Source organism: Holdemania sp. 1001302B_160321_E10, assembly GCF_015552275.1.
Lineage (GTDB): Bacteria > Bacillota_I > Bacilli_A > Erysipelotrichales > Erysipelotrichaceae > Holdemania.
Genome location: NZ_JADNEM010000077.1, coordinates 1 through 1405, shown reverse-complemented (window position 1 = coordinate 1405; position 1405 = coordinate 1). Strand labels below are relative to the sequence as shown.

General features: G+C 50.6%; 1 protein-coding gene. It reads left to right on the top strand.

The genetic code is table 11. The annotated features are described in order from the left end of the window. Window positions 1-123: 123 nt before the first annotated feature. Window positions 124-1405: hypothetical protein (locus I2D94_RS18085; RefSeq protein WP_195397913.1), on the top strand; the 1282-nt coding region annotated here is incomplete at its 3' end.

Here is a 1405-nt window from a genome sequence, read left to right as displayed (position 1 = left end):
GGCGGCAGGATGGCTAAAACAACGCAGACCTTTTTTGAGAACTCTATTTATAAGTATAGGGATACGGAAGCCGAGATAGACATCGACGTTTTTGACAATACCGCTAAAGGAGATATTAGTGATGTGGCTGTAAGTCAGCAGCGTCTGGCTCATCTCGCTGAAGTGTATGACGGAGATCGGGATATCCCTAAACGTTTTGCAACTTGTGAGTACGATCAGTTTTTGCTTGATGGGTCCATGACGCTGCTACCGGACGATTACAGCCGGGAAAAGGTCGGCTGGTGGTCGGAGCTGTCCGATGATAACTGCGAGTTTATCCGGCCACAGATCATCACGGTGCAGTTTGATAAGCGGCACAGCTCGGCTGGGATCACCTGTTACTACGATGAGTATAGCAAGCCTGTGGAGTCTGTCTGCCGGTGGTATCGTGGGGATGAGCTGTTGGCAGAGCACAAGCTGCTTTATCCAGCCTGGACAGTTGAGACGTTTAACAGCGCCAACATTACCGTCGGGCAATTTAATACGATGACCGTCGGATCGTTAAACTACGGCGAAGCGCCGGCTAAGCAGGAGTTTGGCCAGAGCGTTGACGGCTATGACCGCGTTGAGATCGAGATGATCCAGACACAAAACCCGCAGACCTATGTCAAGCTTTACGAGATTGATTTCGGGCTGACGTATGCGCTGACAGGCGAGCAAACACAGGGGGCAAAGGTTAAAGAGCAGGTATCCTTACTGAGCAACACCTTGTACCCCAACGAGCTATCGTTTAATTTGGAAAACTATGAGCGCAAGTATGACTTGCTCAACCCGTCAGATCTGCTGCGCTATTTTAAAAAAGGGCAGGAGGTGCGGGTGCAGGCCGGGGTCAAAAACCGCAAGACCGGAATTTATGAGCGGATCAACATGGGCAAGTATTATCTGGATCCACCATCCAGTAAATCCGCCAAACTGACCTGCAAAGCTTACGGCATTTTAAACATGCTGCTGGACGATGAGGAATATTTCTCTCCGTTTTGGCAGGATGCCGTGGTCGCGGATATCGTTGATGATATCCTAATCGGTTATGATCACTACGTCCATCCTAACGTCGCTGGGATTAAGCTAACCGGCTACATCCCAACGCAAAACAAAAAGGATGCTTTAAAGGTTGTGGCCATTGCCGTTGGTGCCATCGTTAAAGAGGGACGCGATGGTAAGATCTATTTTTACCAGGCGACCGAGGAGCTGATCAGCAACCAGATCATCGCGGAGGATACGATTTATACCGGCTGGCCGCATGCAGGTATGCTGATGGCCGGACTGCAGCCGCTGCCGCAGACAATCGCTGCGCTGCCGTATGTGCTTAAGGCGGATCGCAACACCCGGCTGGGGGATATTGATACCAAAGATATTGGCAGCTACA